The sequence below is a fragment of the Hamadaea tsunoensis DSM 44101 genome (genome assembly GCF_000428945.1).
In the GTDB taxonomy this organism is placed as follows: domain Bacteria; phylum Actinomycetota; class Actinomycetes; order Mycobacteriales; family Micromonosporaceae; genus Hamadaea; species Hamadaea tsunoensis.
Genome location: NZ_AUAX01000023.1, coordinates 16,744 through 32,641 on the forward strand (window position 1 = coordinate 16,744; position 15,898 = coordinate 32,641).

The 15,898-nt window shown below is 70.3% G+C and carries 10 protein-coding genes; 2 read left to right on the forward strand and 8 right to left on the reverse strand.

Annotation, left to right across the window (positions count from 1 at the left end; translation table 11 throughout):
* Positions 1–265: 265 nt before the first annotated feature.
* The 4 genes from G401_RS0128650 to G401_RS0128665 form a co-directional block, all read right to left on the reverse strand.
* On the reverse strand, positions 266–1,114 hold the full coding sequence (locus G401_RS0128650; protein WP_027345175.1) for a siderophore-interacting protein: 849 nt from the start codon (positions 1,112–1,114) through the stop codon (positions 266–268).
* A 141-nt stretch (positions 1,115–1,255) separates the two neighbouring features.
* On the reverse strand, positions 1,256–2,098 hold the full coding sequence (locus tag G401_RS0128655; RefSeq protein WP_027345176.1) for a hypothetical protein: 843 nt from the start codon (positions 2,096–2,098) through the stop codon (positions 1,256–1,258).
* Positions 2,095–2,589, reverse strand: coding sequence for a SigE family RNA polymerase sigma factor (locus G401_RS0128660; RefSeq protein ID WP_027345177.1), 495 nt, complete (start codon positions 2,587–2,589; stop codon positions 2,095–2,097). Before G401_RS0128660 ends, G401_RS0128655 begins: the two co-directional genes overlap by 4 nt.
* Positions 2,590–2,694: 105 nt before the next feature.
* Positions 2,695–2,943: an SCO4226 family nickel-binding protein gene (locus G401_RS0128665; RefSeq protein WP_027345178.1), complete on the reverse strand. Its 249-nt coding sequence runs from the start codon at positions 2,941–2,943 to the stop codon at positions 2,695–2,697.
* A gap of 131 nt (positions 2,944–3,074) precedes the next feature.
* Between G401_RS0128665 and G401_RS0128670 the strand changes: the two genes are divergently transcribed.
* Positions 3,075–5,642: an ATP-binding protein gene (locus G401_RS0128670; RefSeq protein WP_169734267.1), complete on the forward strand. Its 2,568-nt coding sequence runs from the start codon at positions 3,075–3,077 to the stop codon at positions 5,640–5,642.
* Between the two features lie 386 nt (positions 5,643–6,028).
* Here G401_RS0128670 and G401_RS0128675 read toward each other — a convergent pair whose 3' ends face one another.
* From G401_RS0128675 to G401_RS0128685, 3 genes are all read right to left on the reverse strand, one after another.
* Positions 6,029–6,856, reverse strand: a complete 828-nt coding sequence (locus G401_RS0128675) for an alpha/beta fold hydrolase (protein WP_027345180.1) — start codon at positions 6,854–6,856, stop codon at positions 6,029–6,031.
* Between the two features lie 234 nt (positions 6,857–7,090).
* Complete coding sequence (locus G401_RS49140) at positions 7,091–8,488, reverse strand: pectinesterase family protein (protein ID WP_051367287.1); 1,398 nt, start codon at positions 8,486–8,488, stop codon at positions 7,091–7,093.
* A 3-nt stretch (positions 8,489–8,491) separates the two neighbouring features.
* A complete protein-coding gene (locus G401_RS0128685; protein WP_027345182.1) occupies positions 8,492–9,931 on the reverse strand; it encodes an RICIN domain-containing protein in 1,440 nt (479 codons plus the stop codon).
* A 200-nt stretch (positions 9,932–10,131) separates the two neighbouring features.
* Between G401_RS0128685 and G401_RS55100 the strand changes: the two genes are divergently transcribed.
* Complete coding sequence (locus tag G401_RS55100) at positions 10,132–12,237, forward strand: sigma-70 family RNA polymerase sigma factor (protein ID WP_051367288.1); 2,106 nt, start codon at positions 10,132–10,134, stop codon at positions 12,235–12,237.
* Positions 12,238–12,725: 488 nt separating this feature from the next.
* Here G401_RS55100 and G401_RS0128695 read toward each other — a convergent pair whose 3' ends face one another.
* The gene (locus tag G401_RS0128695; protein ID WP_157546498.1) at positions 12,726–15,782 is read right to left on the reverse strand and encodes a hypothetical protein; all 3,057 of its coding nucleotides are present in this window, start codon (positions 15,780–15,782) and stop codon (positions 12,726–12,728) included.
* Between the last annotated feature and the right edge of the window lie 116 nt (positions 15,783–15,898).

Genomic DNA, 15,898 nt, shown 5'->3' on the forward strand with positions numbered 1-15,898 from the left:
ATCGAGAAGCAGCGACCGCGAATTGCTTTGATCGAATACCGCTATTACGGCACCACGACGCCCATTCCCTTGATCAAATACCGTCATTACGGCGGGAGAGCGCTATCCCTGCCGGATAGACGGTATTTGATCAAGGCCATCCGTCGAGGACTGCCGTAATAGCGGCAAACGATCACCCCTGCGTCGAACCGCTAGAACCGTCTCCCGCGCGAGGAGCGGAGGTGAGATCGACGAACCCGGGACAAAAGCCTCTAAATGATCTTGATTACAGGCCGTGTTCGGCTTCCATCTGCTGGTTGAAGTCGCGCTTGGTCGACTGCCAGCCGTCCTCGTCCTGGCCGAGCCGCCAGTAGCCGGAGATCGAGACCCGCTCGCGCGGCATCGCCCGCTCGACGAGCAGCAGCCGCCGGGCCTCCTTCACGAATCCGGCCTCGCCGTGCACGAACGCGTCCCCGTCCCCGTCCGGGAACGTGAAATCGCGGAGCGCGGCCATCAGCGCGTCGCCCACCCGGCCCGTGCGGTGCAGCCAGGTCAGCGTCACCGCGCCCGCCGACTTCAGGGCCTGCTCCTCGGCCGGGTCGGCCACTTCCACGAAGGCGTACGCGTGGGCGCCGGGCGGGAGCATCTCCAGCGAAGCCGCGATCGCGGGCAGGGCGCTCTCGTCCCCGGCGAACAGGTGCCAGGCGGCCGCCGGATCGGGCGCGTACGCCCCGCCGGGGCCCATGAAGTGCACGACCGCTCCCGGCTGGACCGCGTACGCCCATGGGCCGGCGACGCCTTCTGCACCGTGGTAGACGACGTCGACGGTCAGTTCGCCGGTCTCGGCGTCCCAGCGGCGGACGGTGTAGGTGCGCACGACCGGCTGCTCCGAGCGCGGGAACTCCGCCCGGATCCGGGCGATGTCGAACGGCTCGGGGTACGCCACACCCGGCCGGGGGAAGAGCATCTTGATGTAGTGGTCGGCGTACTGGCCGGCCGGGAAGCCGGCCAGGCCGGGCCCGCCGAGCACGACGCGGATGAGGTGCGGGGTCACGCGCTCGACGCGGAGCACCTCGGCGCTGCGGGCCTGCGGGCTACGCCGGCCCTCGGACGGGGCGGGATTCGGGTTCGACACGCAACGAGCTTAGCGTGCCCTAACTCCCAGCGGCGGACCAGCACCTGCCCCACTCCCAGCGGCTCACCAGCGGCATCCGCTGCTCAACGGCGGGAACGCGGGGCCGCCCGGGGGATCGGGCGGCCCCGCCGTCGAGGGAGATCAGCCGAAGAGGGCGAATCCCGGGTTCAGCGCGAGTCCGCGTACCTGCTCGACGGTCAGCACCGGCTGCCCGCCGATGTCGACCGGGCGGATCGAGCGGGCGTTGTCCGCGGTCACCGTCACGACGGTGTGGCCGGTCCAGACGAGCGCGATGTTCTGGGTGATGCTCTTGCCGTCGCCCATCGGCAGCTGTTCGGTGTAGCTCACGACCACCACGCCGCTGCCGTCGTCCTCCAGCCGGACGCCGGGCATCTCCTTCCACGGTTCCTGCGTCGTGAGCTGCCGGCGGGTGATCGGCGGATTGCCGGCGGTCTGCGGGCCGACGGTCACGCCGACCGTCCCGCCACCGGCGACCCGGGCGGCCGAGAAGACCTGCCACATTCCTTCGTTGGTCCACGACGCCTGGAACGCCGGAACCCCCCGGTAGCTGTGCGGGTAGAACCGGGCCGCCGGCAGCAGGGCCATGACCTCCCGCGCCGCCGTGCACCCGACCGCCGTCAGCTGCTCCTCGGTGGCCGGCGGCGGCGACGCCACCGGCGAGGCGCTCGGGTCGAGGTGCCCGTGCAGCGGGTCCTCGGTGACGTCGCCGGTCACCGCCGGGTCGATCGGCACGTCGGCGAGGCAGGCCGCCATCGGTGTGAGCATCCGCGGTTGCGGCGTGCTGCCGGGCAGCTGGGCCAGGAGGACGGCCAGGGCCACCGCCAGCGCGCCGCCGCCACCGCCGACCGAACCCAGCACCCGCAGCCGGCGGCGGCGCAGTCCCATCGCGATGAGCCGGTCGGCGGTGAGGTGCATCGGCGGCTCGTCGGCCGTCACGTACGCGATCAGTTCGTCGGCGATCATCCCAGCTCCCCCGAGTACACGGCAGGGTCGAGCACCCTGCGCAGATTGGCCAGGCCGTGCGCGGTCTGGCTCTTGACGGTCCCTTCGGTGATCCCGAGGATCTCGGCCGCCTCGGCGGTCGACACGTCCTCCAGATGCCGCAGCACGATGAGGACGCGCTGGCGGGGTGGCAGTTCGTCGAGGGCCCGGCGGACGTCCAGCCGCCCGGCGACGTCGGCGCCCGGGGGTGCCGGCCGGTCCGGGGGCTCGGCGAGCACCGTCTCGCGCCGCCGGTCGCGTTTGTGCGACAGGTACGCGTTGACCAGCGTCCGGCGCGCGTACGCGTCGATCGTCACGGGGTCCAGCCGCTTCCAGTGCCGGAACAGCTGCAGGAAGGTGTGCTGCACGAGATCCTCGGCGAGGTGCCAGTCGCCGCCGAGGGCGTACGCGAGGCGCCGTAATCGCACGCCCTGCCCGGCGAAGTAGGCCGCGTAGTCGGATGTCCAACTCATGCGCCATCTACTCCGCAGTGGGTGCTCGGGTTGTCCGCCGGAGGAAAAAGATATCCGTACGAACAAGAGCCCCGCTGCGGGCGCAGCGGGGCTCGGTGCGGTCGATCAGACCTCGATGGGCAGTTCGTACACCTCGCTGGTCGGGTGGCCGGCCCGCTCGTGGATGCGCATGACCGCTTCCTTGCTGGGCCCGCTGGACAGGCAGAAGACCTTGCCGGACTCCGGGTCGAGCCAGGCGTGCTCGAACTCCACACCCTCGTCGGCCTGGATCGCGATGTCGGCGTCGTGGGCCTCCTTGAGCTGGGTGGCGGTGACGCCGACAAAGCCCGAGTGCACGTCCATGTACTTCGCCATGATCGGTTTCCCCCTCCGGAATTTGCTTGACCGCCTCCAGGATCGGCCGCCGGGCCGCCGCGGACATCGGTCATTGCACCTATCCGGCCCGTCTGCCGATGACCTACCCGGTCCTCTTCTACCCTCGGAGGGTGACGAGAACTGCCGCGGCGATGGTCGGGCGGGACGACGTGCTGGCCCTGGTCGAGCGCCGCTGGCGGGCCGCCGCGGCCGGATCGGGGCACCTGCTGCTCATCGCCGGGGAGGCGGGGATCGGCAAGACCCGCCTGCTGCGCGAGGCCGCCGCCCGGATCGAGGCGGCCGGCGCGCGTACGCTCACCGCGGCCGCCCATCCGCGCGACGTCGACACTCCGGGCGGCGTACTCGTGGATGTGGCCGCCGCTCTGGGGCTCTCCCTCGGCGGGCGGCCGCGGGAGCAGGCGGCGGCGGTGCTGGCCGCGGCGACGGCGCCGACGCTGCTGATCGTGGAGGACCTGCACTGGGCGGACACGCTGACCCTCGACCTGCTGGACCGGATCGCGGCGGGCGCGGACGCGGTGCCGCTGCTGGTCCTGGGCAGCCTGCGCAGCGACGAGCTCTACCCCGCCGCCCCCGTACGCGTCTGGCGGGCCCGGCTGCTCACCCAGCGCCGCGCGGAGGAGGCGCGGCTGGCCAGGCTCGACGCGGCGCAGACGGCGGCGGTGTGCGCGGCGATCGGCGGCGGCCCCCTGCCGGCCGAGGCGGTGGCCGCGATCCACGCGCGCAGCGACGGCATCCCGCTGCACATCGAGGAGATCATGGCGGCGCCGGGCGACCTCGCCGGCCTGCCCGACACCCTCGCCGACGTCGTCACCGCCCGGCTGGAACTCCTCGGCCGGCCCGCCCGGGACCTGGCCGGGGCGGCCTCGGTGATCGGCCGCACCTTCGACCTCGACCTGCTCGTGGAGATCACCGGCCGGCCGCCGGCCGAGATCGACGCCGGGCTGCAGGAGCTGACCGAACGCTTCTTCGTGGCCCCGCTGCGCGACGGCCGCTACGAGTTCCGGCACGCCCTCATCCGCGACGCCGTCTACAGTGGACTACGCCCGCTGGCCCGGCGCGAGCTGCACGCGCGTACGGCGGCGGCGGCCGAGCGGGCCGGATTCGCCGGCGCCTTCGTCTCCGCCCAGTACGAGCACGCCCACCAGGCCGCGCCCGCCCACCGCCACGCGCTGGCCGCCGCCCGTCAGGCCGCCGCGCTGTCCGCCCACCGCGAAGCCGTCGAGCTGTACCGCCGCGCGCAGCGTACGGGGGCCGCCTTCGGGCCGGACTTGCTCCTCGAACTCGCCGGCTCGCTGGCCGCGATCGACGACAACGCCGCCGCCGCGCACTGCTACGCCGCGGCCCACACCCGGTTCACCGAACTCGGCGACACCCGTGCCGCGGCCGCCGTCGTACCCCCGCTGGTCGCTGCCCGCCATCTGCTCGGCGCCGGCCTGAGCGAGCGCACCGCCCTCCTGCGCGCCGCCCTCGCCGATCCCCTGGACACCGATCTGCGGGTACGCGTCCTCGCCGCGCTGGCCGCCGCGTACATGCTCGACCGGCGGCTCGACGAGGCCCGGGAGCACGGCCGCGCAGCCGCCGCCCTCGTCCGCGAACCCGCCGTCGGCTGGAACGTCGCGGCCACCCTCGGCGTCGTCGACGTCTTCGCCGGGCGGATGGCGTCCGGCTGGGCGCTGCTCACCGGCGCCGTCGCCGACGCCGTGGCCGCCAAGGCCGAACCGGAGGCCGCGCGGGCGTACCGGATGATCGGATCGAGCGCCTCCGTCCTGGTCGAGTACGCCCTCGCCGAGCGCTACCTCACCGACGGCATCGCGTACGCCGAACGCGCCGAACGGTGGAACGACCGCCACTACATGGCCGCCCACCTCGCCCACGTCCACTGGTGCACGGGCGACTGGGACGCCGCCGCCCGCGAAGCCGACCAGGCCCTGGCCGACGGCCGGGGCGGCATCACCACGCAGATCACCGCCGCGCACGTGCTGGGCTACGTGGCCCTGTCCCGCGGCCGGTACGCCGACGCGGCCCGCCACCTCACGACCGCCCGCGAACTGGCCGAGCCGATGAGCGAGCTGCAACGGCTCTCCCCCGCCCTGTGGGGTCTGGCCGAGACGTCCCTGCTCACCGGCGACGTCCTCGACGCGATCGCCTGGTGCGAACGCGGCTACGCCGCCTCGGCCGCGGTCTCCGACGCCGCGTACCTGTTCCCGTTCGTGGTCACCGGCGTGCGGGCGTACCTGCGTACCGGCGACCCGACCGCGGCCGCCGACTGGTACGCGCGTACCAGCCCGCTCCTGCTGCAGCGGTCGATCCCCGGAACCCTGCCCGCGCTGGCGCACGCGTCCGGGCTGCTGCACCTGGCGGCCGGGCGTACCGGGAAGGCCCGGGAATCGCTGCAGGAGGCGCGAACCGGCTGGGACCGCCACCGCCGCCACTGGGAGGCCACCTCGGTACGCGCCGACCTCGCCTCGTGCTCGCCGCATTCCGGGTCGGTCCTCACCAGCCGTGAAGTGGAGATCGCCCGGCACGTGGCCCGCGGCTCGACCAACAAGGAGATCGCGGTCGCCCTGCACATCTCGCCGAAGACGGTGGCGGCCCATGTCGAGCACATCCTGACCAAGCTGGGGGCGGGGCGGCGTACCGAGATCGCCGCCTGGGCGGTCCGGCACCCGCCCTCCTGACCCCGACCACGATCATCTCGCATGTATCCGTCAGGCAGGTCGCCTGGGGCGATCCCCCAAGTCCAAGATCAAATTCTTGTCCCGGGTCCGTCGATCTCACCTCCGCTCCTCCCGCGGGAGACCGTTCCGCCCCTATCGCTGCGCTCCGGGGACTCCACTGCCAGGTGAGTGGGGCGACGCATCATCCACCGTCGCCCGGTCACCGTTGCGGAAGGGGTGAAACGGTGACCGAACCGCGGTGAATGATGCTTCGCCCCACTGTGCTGGCAGTGCAGGCGCCGCCCGGGTTTGGCGGAGCCGGAACGGTCTCCCGCGCGAGGAGCGGAGGTGAGATCGACGAACCCGGGACAAAGCCTTTCAATGATCTTGACCCTGCCTGCACACCGTCACTCCGCGTCGAGGAACGCCACTGCCGCGGTCGAGAACAGCGGCGACAGGAACAGGTTGTAGTGCGTCAGGCCGGGCAGGATCGCCAGCGCGTGGCCGCCCTTGGGCCGCCCCTCGCCCATCCAGCCGCCGTCCCGCTGACCGCCGTCGAGCAGCGCGAACACCTCGACGAAGTGGCTCGGCGGGGCCATGTCGGCGTCGGCGGCCACCACGAGGGTCGGCACCTGGAGCGCGGCGACCTCGGCGGAGAAGTCGAAGTCCACGGCCATCGCGGCGCCGATCTTGTCCAGCAGCCGCGGGAAGTCCTCCGGGCGCGGCGCCACCCGCTGGTACAGCTCGTACATGGGGGTGTCCTTCATGAACTCGGCCGCCGCCGCGCCGACCTGGCCCTGCTGGGCGAGGATCTCCGCGTAGGTCGCCGAGCGGCTGATCGCCGCGGACGCCGCGACGAGCCGGCGGACCTTCTCCGGGTGCCGGAACGCCACCTGGTACGCGACGCCGCCGCCGAGCGAGTAGCCCACGAGGTCGGGACGGTCGAGGCCGAGGTGGTCGATGAGGGCCGCGATGTCGTCGCCCATGAGCCGGATGTCGAGATCCCGGTCGATGTCCGCGGTACGCCCGTGGCCCTGCAGGTCGACGAGGACGACCTGGTGGTGATCGGCGAACGAGGACAGGATCGGGGCGAACATCTCCCCCGACCCGAGGCCGCCGTGCAGCAGGATCAGCGGGCGGCCGGTGCCGTGCACCTCGTAGTACAGGTTGATCCCGTTGACCTCGGCGTACCGGCCGGTGCCGGCGGTCTCGGCGGTCCAGGTCGTTCTGGTCATCTCGTGCTCCCTCGGAGTCGGAACCGTCTACGTGAGGGATGACGAAGCACCGCCCGAAAAGTCATCGCCCCCGCGTCGATTCTTCCGACGATCTTGCGCGAGTGTCTCGTTTTCCGCGGCGAATGCCCGAAAAGCCCGGAAAACGAGACACTCGCGCAAGATCGTCGAAAAGAACGGGGGCGGTGGGGAGGCCGGGGCGGCGCCGACGCCCTGCGACGCCGCCCCGGCCACCGGTCAGACCGGGTTCCAGCCGTCCGTGCCGGCCAGGTACTTCTGCGGCGTGTAGTTCGCCGCCTGGCTGTCGGACAGCTGCGGCCGGTTGCCGTTCACCGTGGCACCCGAGCCGGTGTTCCGGTATTCGAGGAACCGGGCGTTCTGCCAGACCGCGTCGCCCATGTTCACCCACGGCTGGGCGGTCTGGACCGTCGAGGAGAGGTTCGACTCCCGGTAGAGCACCTGGGCGCCCTGCCGCCACGGCCGGCCGAGCTGGGTCGTGTTCGCGACCGCGCCGGTGATCGTGGACTTGTAGATCAGGAAGCCGTAGGTGTGGGCGGCGTCCGTGCTCGCGGCGGTGATCGGACCGCCGGTCGTACGCTTCTCGTAGATCTGGCACGCGTTGAAGACCGCGATGCCGCCGCCGTAGATGAAGTCGACCGTCCCCTCGATGTAGGAGCTGACGAAGTAGACCCGGGCGGAGTTGTTCACCAGCAGCGTGTCCTGGTTGCTGAGCAGGCGTACGTTGCTGAAGGTGCCGCGGTCGACGTTGAGGTTCAGCGCCAGCGTCTGCACGCCGACCCCGTAGTCGTTCGAGATCGTCAGGTTCGTCGCCGTGAAGTCATGGCCGAACACCGTGACGGTCGCGCCGTTGTTGGCCGAACCGTCGGCCGCGGTGTGGTTGTTGACGATCACGGTGTTGGCCGCCCCCGAACCCAGGCCCTGCAACGTGACGTAGGGCTTGTCGGTCGGCACCACCACGGACTCGCGGTAGGTGCCGGCCTTGATCGTGATGATCCGCCGGGTCGTGTTGTTCGCCGGCACCGCGTCGATCGCCGCCTGGACGGTCCGGTAGGTCCCGGTGCCGTCCGACGCGACCGTCGCCGTGGCCGGCGTACCCGCGCCGACGAGGTTGAAGGCGATCTGCATCCGGGCGATGTCCGAGCAGGTCTCCTGCACGATCGGGTTGTTGCCGGCCGTCGAGCCGTCCTTGTCGCTCACGCACATTCCGGTGGCGACGCTCTTGACCTCGTACTTGCCCGCCGTCGCCGCCGAACCCGCGAAGGTCCACTGCTGGTTGGTCTGGCCCGACCCGCAGCCCCACTGCTGGAGTTGCAGGCCCGAGGTCGCCGCGCCCGAGGGGACGTCGACGCACATGCCGCTGCCGACGTTGACCAGGTTGAAGCCCGACCCCGAGGCGACGACCTTCCACTGCTGCCGGGTCGCCCCGGCCGAACAGGCCGCCTGGGTCAGCAGGGTGCCGCTGGCAGTGGACGAGTTCGGTACCTCGACGCACTTGCCGCTGGCACCCGGGACGAGCGTGTAGATGCTGCCCGCCACCGGGGTCGACGCGGCCGAGGCCGGTACGCCGACCAGGAACGAGGACAGCACCGCCACGATGAGGAATACACGGCGCATGACTCACACTCCGATCGACGACTGCGGGCCGGCGTACGCCTTGACCAGACCGGGAACCGCACTGGCCGCGTCCAGCGTGTACGCGTAGAAGCTCGACGGGTTGAACGCCGTCCCGTTCGTCTGCGCCTTGCCGGTGCAGTTGACCAGGATGCTGCCGCGCTGAACGAGCTGCGCGGCCGTCGTGTCCGGGTAGTAGGGGTTGTTGACGTTCTCGAAGTAGCTGTTCTCCAGCACCATCTTCGTCGAGCCGCGCGCCAGGTTGCCGTACGACGTGACGTTCTGCAGGTAGTTGTTGTACAGGTGCGCGTACGCGACGTTGTCCACGCTGGGGTTGCGCTGGTTGGTGTCGTGGATCCAGTTGTGGTGGATGGTCATCCGGGCCGTCACGTTGTCGGTCCAGCCGATGCCGAACGTCTTGTTGTGATCGGACAGGACGGTCCACGACACGGTCAGGTACGTGGTGTCCTTACGGCTGTCGATCTCACCGTCGTTGGTGTGCGTGATCAGGTCGTGGTCGATCCACACGTGGTCGGCCGTGTCCATCTGGATGCCGTCGTAGTCGTAGACCTTGTCGTCCGGGTCGTCGTCGGGCATCTCGGTCTCGCCGATGGTCAGGTTCCGGATGATCACGTTGTGCACGCCGGTCCCCAGGAAGATCCCGCCGTGCACGATCTTTCCGGCGGTGCCGACCCCGATGAGCGTCTTGTTCGACGTCACGGGGATCTCGTAACCCATGGTCGGCACGGTGATCGCCGTACTGATCCGGATCACGTACGCCGCCGACGCGGTCGCGTACTTGAGCAGGTCGGCGTAGGTCGACACGGTGACGGTGGTGCCGCCCGCACCGCCGGTCGTGCCGGTCGCGAACCCGTCCGCCACGTCCGACCACGGATGCGCCGGCGCCCCGCTGACCAGGTTGAACGACCACTGCATCCGCGCGATGTCCGCACAGGTCTCCTGGACGATCGGATTGTTGCCCGCCGTCGAGCCGTCCTTGTCGCTCACGCACATCGCGGTCGCGGCACTGATGACCCGGTACTTGCCGGCCGCCGCCGCCGAGGCAGCGAACGTCCACTCCTGATTGGTCTTGCCCGCGCCGCAGTTCCACTGCTGCAGTTGCAGACCGGAGGTCGCGGTGCCGGACGGCACGTCGACGCACTTGCCGCTGTTGACGTTCACCAGGTTGTAGCCGGAACCCGAGGCGACGACCTTCCACTGCTGGCGGGTCGCCCCGGCCGCGCAGGCCGCCTGGGTGAGCAGGGCGCCGCTGGCCGTGGAGTCGGCGGGGACCTCGACGCACTTGCCGCTGGCACCCGCGGCAAGGGTGTAGACCGCGCCGGCCGACGGCGTACTGGCCGCGGCCGAGGGGAGCGCCGACATCGCGACCACCCCCGCGGAGATCGCGAAGAGGAGGGCGGCGCCGCCCCGTAGGACACGAGACATGGAAATGCCTTTCTGCCCATGGTCGCCACGAACCACGAGCTCACGAGGACGGACCCGGTGGGCGCCGGGCCACAGCGTTCGCTGCCTCTGGTAGACGGATCGAAATACGGTCGAATAACAGGTTCGACGGACGAACTTCTTTACAGCCGTTTCGCGACCGTGTCAGGATGTCCCGCGTTCCGTCCCTAAGAAGGTTGCCGATGAAGCCCACCGCTTCCGGCGTACACCTGGTGAACGCCGCGCAGGCCGGCGACCAGCAGGCGCTGGAGTCCCTGATCTCCGCCCACCTGCCGTTGATCTACAACGTCGTGGGCCGGGCGCTCCAGGGCCACCCGGACACCGACGACGTGGTCCAGGAGACCATGATCCGAGCGGTGGCCGCGCTGCCCCGGCTGCGCGACCCCGACCGGTTCCGCTCGTGGCTGGTCGCGATAGCGATCCGCCAGACCCAGGAGCGCGGCCGGGCCCGCGGCGCCGCCCTCGCCCGCCAGCTGCCGCTCGACGAATGGCCCGAACCCGCCGACCCCACCGCCGACCCCGCAGGCGAGACCGTCGCCCGCGTGGGCCTGTCCGCCCAGCGCCGCGCGATCGCCGCGGCCACCCGCCTGCTCACGCCGAGCGACCGGCAACTGCTCGCGCTGTGGTGGCAGGAGGTCGGCGGCGTGCTGTCCCGCGCCGAACTCGCGTCCGCCCTCGGCATCAGCCAGGGACACGCCGCCGTACGCGTCCAGCGCATGAAGGCCGACCTCGAACTGGCCCGAGCCGTGGTACGCGCCTGGCGGGCCGCCCCGCGCTGCGCGACGCTGACGGAGCTGGCGCCCGGCCGCTCGAACCCGCTGCGCCGCCTGGGCCGCCACGTCCGCGACTGTCCTGAGTGCAGGCTGGCCGACGAGCCCCTCGTCCCCGCCGAACGCCTGCTCACCGGCGCCGTCGCGCTGCCGGTGCCCGCCCTGCTCGCGGCCAAGCTGACCGGCCTGACCGTGCCGGCCGCCGCCGGCCTGCGCCGCTTCCTGGGCTACCTGAACCTGAAGACGGCCGCCGTCGGCTCGACCGTCCTCGCCGCCGGGGCGACCGCGTTCGCCTTCGCGGTCTACTACCTGCCCCCCGAACCGCCCGCCACCATGACCGTCGCCCCGCCCCGCGCCTCGGCGGCCGTCGACGTCACCCAGTCCCCGGTGACCGCGAGCCCGTCGGCGGTCCCGTCCCCGTCCCTGGCAGCCGCCGCGCGCGCGGACATCTTCCTGGCCCCCGACGGCGACGACGCGAACCCCGGCACCATGTCCGCCCCCGTCGCCACGCTCGGCCGCGCCGCCGCCATCGTCCGGCCAGGACAGACCATCGCCGTACGCGGCGGCACCTACCGCCCGACGACCCCGGTCACCATCACCACCAGCGGTACGCCTTCCCAGCGCATCACCCTCACCAACTACCCCGGTGAACAGCCGGTGTTCGACGCCTCCGGCCTCCGGTCCAACCAGTGGTTCGTGACCCAGCGCGCGTCCTACTGGACCGTCCAGGGCCTCACCGTCACCGGCGCCCCGACGTACCCGTTCGTCTGCGTCTCCTGCGCGCACAACGTCTACAAGCGACTGTCCATACACGACAACGGAGCCACCGGACTCGTCCTGCGCGGCGCGGACACTTCCGCCAACTCCGTACTGGACAGCGACTTCCACGACAACCACGACGACGCGGCCCACGGCGCCAACGCCGACGGCCTCGCCTTCAAGGACGGCACCGGCACCGGCAACCTCGTCCGCGGCGTCCGCGCGTACGCCAACGCCGACGACGGGATCGACCTGTCCGGCTTCGCCTCACCGGTGACGATCACGCACTCGTGGGCGTACGGCAACGGGGTCAACCGCTGGAACCTGACCGACTTCGCCGGGGCCGGCACCGGCTTCAAACTCGGCGGCGGCGACCCTCCCCCACCGGTCGCGCACGTCATCACCGACAGCGCCGCCTGGGACAACCGCAGCTTCGGCTTCACCGAGCAGAACAACCGCGGGCCGATCGTCGTCACGGGGAACACCGCGTGGCGCAACGGATCCGACGGATTCGCCTTCTGGTACTCGACGGCCGTCCTGCGCGACAACCTGGCCCTCGCCAACCAGCGCGACGACAACCGGGGGGACGCGACCCAGGAGGCCGGCAACTCCTGGAACCAGTCCGGCTGGACGACAGGATTGTTCCGCAGCACGGACTCGCGTACGGCGGAGGGGCCACGGCCGGCGGACTGGAAACTGCCCGACTCCACGTTCCTGATGACCCGCAGATCCGGCCCCGGCGCCACCATGACCCCATGACCTCCTCATCTTCACGATCAAATGCAAGATCAATTTCATGTCCCGGGTTCGTCGATCTCACCTCCGCTCCTCGCGCGGGAGACCGTTCCGGCGCTGGGGCGCCTCCACTGCCAGGTGAGTGGGGCGAAGCATCGTCCGCCGCGGTTCGGCGGCGGCCCACGCGGCTGCCGCCGATCGTCCACCCTCGGAACTTTGTCGCGACTGTCCGATTCGACGACGGCCCGGCCTTGATCATGTGATGCATATACGTCGAAAACCCCGGGCCGGCGACATATATGCATCACATGATCAAGCGGGCCGCTCGATCGGCGTTCCCCCATAACGGATAGTCGCGACAAAGTCCGAGGCAACCGGGTGGCCGCCCGCCTCCGATGTGCCGTTGTCGGCAAGAACGGCGGAAGGGCCGACCACCCCTGAAGCGTCCTAGGTTGATAGGAGGGTGGCCCGGCCGTCCGAAGACGGGCCGGGCCGGATTGTGCGGATCAGGATCAGGCGTGGCGGACGAAGGCGTCGGCGAGGGTCAGGTCCTCCATGATCGCCAGTACGTCGGGCATCCCTTCCGTGTAGACGCCCGTCGCCAGCTCCAGCGAGTGCTGGTCGAACCGGGTCGACAGCACGTCGGCCCGCAGGTTCGCGATGCCGAGCAGGCAGTCCCCGACCGGGTCACCGGTGTAGCCGGGCGGCGTACCGTCGCACTGCAACGGGATCGTGTACTGGTTGGCGCGCGGGTTGACGATCGGCGTACCGGGGGCGCAGGCGCCGCCGGGTCCGGTCGTCGCACAACCAGCGTAGTTCGCCTGGGCCTGGCGGAACGAGTCGCCGAGCATGTTGCGCCCGTCGAGGTCGACCGGCAGGCGTTCGGCCCCGTCGGTGAGCAGGCCGAGCATCTCGTCCTGGCTCAGGGCCTTGGCGAAGCCGAGCTGGGTGTACGCCTGCACCAGCGCCACGATCCTGCTCAGCCGCTCGTTCGTCGCGAACAGCGCGGAGTGCGGGTCGTTGAGGGCGGCGACGACCTTGTCGTAGTACGCCTTCTGCAGCCCGGTCAGGTACTCGTTCATCCGGTCCCGGGCGGTCAGCGGCACGTTCCAGTCGGTCTGCATCAACGCCGAGTTGGTGAACCCGGTCAGGTACGTGCTGTCCCACTTGTTCAGGTAGTACGTGATGTTGTTGCAGAAGCCGCCGGGCGCGCCGGTCAGGTACTGCCGGCAGGTCTCACCGAGGTTCCAGGTCATGCTCCAGCTGCGGTAGTCCCGGTCCTGGTTGCCCCAGTGCACCAGGATGCGCACGACGATGTTCATGTCGGCGTACGTGTGGTGCCATTTGACGTCGTCGAACTCCTCCACGTTGGCGAAGCTCGCCGAGTAGCAGAGCTTGATCGTCGGCTGGTCCGGGTGCGCGTACTTCGCGAGGTACAGCGTGTCCGGGGTCTGCGTGATGGAGGCGGTGGACGGTCGCGTGATCGTCGGCTGGCCGGGGGTGCCCGCGCACGGTCCGATCTTGGCGGTGTCGGTCATCCGGAGCGACGCGTCGATCTGCTGGTCGCCGTTGCCGAACACGTTGAAGGTCTTCCCGCCCGGGTTGGCGCCGCGGATGTTCCCGAGTTCGGTCGAGTACGCCCGCATCGCGTTCTTGTAGTCGTTCATGATGTTCGTGTAGAGCACGTTCGTACGCCGCCCGGCCGAGTCCGGTGTGGACAGCGGGATGCTGAACCGGGTCGAGCGGTCGATGATGCCCTGTCCCGCTCCGAGGATCTCGATGGTGCGGTTCTGGTTGACGCGAGCGGCGTAGCCCGGGTTCTCGGCCACGAGGCGGGCGTATCCGCGGGCGGCCACCGTCCACGGGACCGCGTCCGCGACCGTGTCGGGCAGGACCACCGGCGACGTGCCGTAGTTCTGGCCGGCGTACCAGTCGAGGTAGTTGATCGCACCCTTGGCGCCGTAGGTCGTCAGCACCGACCGCGGATCGAGGTTCTTGTAGGAGGTCGGGTTCGGGCCGGCATAGGGGTCGGACTTCGCGGTCGTCGCCGCCATCAGGTTGAGCGGGCCCTCGTACTTCTGGTACTCGGTGTACGTCGGGATCGGCTCGCCGTAGGTGTCCTGGTGCCCGACACCGTCGTTGATCGCCCCCATGACCGGGTTCAGGCCGCCCGCACGAAGGGCCGCCATGATCGCCTCGCCCCAGTTGTCGATCGAGGTGTTCATGTGGTACAGGTCGGCCGAGATGTCGGCCAGTTGCCCGAGCGTCGCGTGCTGCAGCGCCACGACCTGGTCGAACCGGTCGAGCATCGACGCGTACATGACGGTGAGGGCATGATCGACCCGGTCGAACCGCGAGTTCATCGTGTTCGAGAGCTGGGTGACCTGGTCACGCAGCTTGTGGATCTCGTTCATGAGCATCTGGTCCGGGGTGGGTCCGTCGAGGAAGACGGGCAGCAGTGCCCCGATCGCGCCGACGATGTTGCCGGTGAGGGCGACGGTGCTCATCGAGGTGAGCGCCTGGCCCAGGCTGAAGCCGGCGATCGACGGGATGTACTTGTTGATCGCGGTCGCGATCTGCACGGCCGCCTTGCCGACCCCCGCCGCGATCCGGCTGGACTTGGCGTCGACGAAGCCGAGCGCCTTGGCCAGCACCTCGATTCCCACCCCGAAGCCGTCGATGACCTGCTGACGGGCGGCCGCCGCGGCCTTGGCGTCGTTGAAGGGAGTCGGGGTGGTGGGCCGGTTGCCGGTGCTCACCGCCGGGTAGGTGGCGCTGATGTCGTGCGCCGAGGTGATGAGCTGCTCGTTCTGCGTCTCGATGTGCTGGACGGCCGAGAGGATCTGGGCCTTCGCCTCCGCGATGTACGCGTCGGTGTTCATCTGGTGGTCCAGCAGCGCGCCCACGTTCATGTAGGTCCCGATGACCGGATCCGCGGCGAGCTGGTCGAGCGACGCGGTGGACATGACGCCCAGTCGCGCGCCGAAGTCGCCGTCCCACGCGGCCGCGAAGGTGCTGTCGGTCGCGGCCCGGCCGGTGATCCGGTTCCAGATCAGGTCCTGCACCGGGTACCAGCGCTGGAACTGGTCGTAGGAGAACTGCGCGGTCGTGACCTGGTTGATCCGGTCCCCGTACGCCTTCCCGACCGGGCTGACGACGACGTCCAGCAGCTCCTTCATCACCGGCGCGGCGATGGCCGCCTCCGGGCTCAGGGCCAGCATGTTCAGCACGTGCGGCAGCGCCTCATAGGTCTGCAGCGCGAAATCCGTACCCTGCAGGTGACCGTCGTACCACTGGCTCATCACCGCCGCGTGATTGTGGATGTCGGCCACGGACTTGTCCGGATATCGCTGACGGTAGCCGAGCATCTCCGCGCTCAGGACCAGATCCTTCAACCCCTGCGAGCCGCTCGTGTGCAGGCGTACCGAGGCGACGAAGAGCTGGTCTCGCAACTGCTGCGCGTCGACCGGCACAGGGTCCGCGTAGGCCGCGTTCGAGACCGCGAATACCGCGGCCACCACGACGGCCGTCACGGCGGCTATCGGTCGCAGCCGTCCCGTGATCCTCATGATGTCTTCCCTTTCTTCCGGCGCGGTCGCGCCGTCGACATCAATGAGAAAGGGCGTCACTTGGGAACGGCTTGGGGGCGTCTTCCGCTTCCGACACATGCTTCAAACACACTGCG

What these genes read in the sequence shown, in the direction of transcription:
- G401_RS0128655 (WP_027345176.1), bottom strand. Translation starts at nt 2,098, where the DNA reads ATGATCGCCGACGAACTGATCGCGTACGTGACGGCCGACGAGCCGCCG.
- G401_RS0128660 (WP_027345177.1), bottom strand. Translation starts at nt 2,589, where the DNA reads ATGAGTTGGACATCCGACTACGCGGCCTACTTCGCCGGGCAGGGCGTG.
- G401_RS0128665 (WP_027345178.1), bottom strand. Translation starts at nt 2,943, where the DNA reads ATGGCGAAGTACATGGACGTGCACTCGGGCTTTGTCGGCGTCACCGCC.
- G401_RS0128675 (WP_027345180.1), bottom strand. Translation starts at nt 6,856, where the DNA reads ATGACCAGAACGACCTGGACCGCCGAGACCGCCGGCACCGGCCGGTAC.
- G401_RS49140 (WP_051367287.1), bottom strand. Translation starts at nt 8,488, where the DNA reads ATGCGCCGTGTATTCCTCATCGTGGCGGTGCTGTCCTCGTTCCTGGTC.
- G401_RS0128685 (WP_027345182.1), bottom strand. Translation starts at nt 9,931, where the DNA reads ATGTCTCGTGTCCTACGGGGCGGCGCCGCCCTCCTCTTCGCGATCTCC.
- G401_RS55100 (WP_051367288.1), top strand. Translation starts at nt 10,132, where the DNA reads ATGAAGCCCACCGCTTCCGGCGTACACCTGGTGAACGCCGCGCAGGCC.
- G401_RS0128695 (WP_157546498.1), bottom strand. Translation starts at nt 15,782, where the DNA reads ATGAGGATCACGGGACGGCTGCGACCGATAGCCGCCGTGACGGCCGTC.